Genomic DNA, 201 nt, shown 5'->3' on the forward strand with positions numbered 1-201 from the left:
GGTTGTGTCGCGTTAGCGATTTGAGGCTCAGATTTGCTGGCGAGGAGTGGGCCGCTTTCAAACTGGACGGATTTGTCCTGCCAACGCATAAAATTGGTCGGCGAACGATGTGCGAGCAACGCCTTCAATCTTGAACTGGTCCTTGCGGATCATGTGCATGAGCTCGATGCCGGCGAGCACGTTGGCCGCTGCACGAAAGGA

General features: G+C 55.7%; 1 pseudogene. It reads right to left on the bottom strand.

The annotated features are described in order from the left end of the window. Positions 1-57 precede the first annotated feature (57 nt). Positions 58-201, bottom strand: a pseudogene (locus tag ACHAC9_RS24700) (IS6 family transposase); the annotation flags it as partial.

Origin of the sequence: Massilia sp. CMS3.1 (assembly GCF_051262535.1) — a bacterium.
Lineage (GTDB): Bacteria > Pseudomonadota > Gammaproteobacteria > Burkholderiales > Burkholderiaceae_D > Telluria.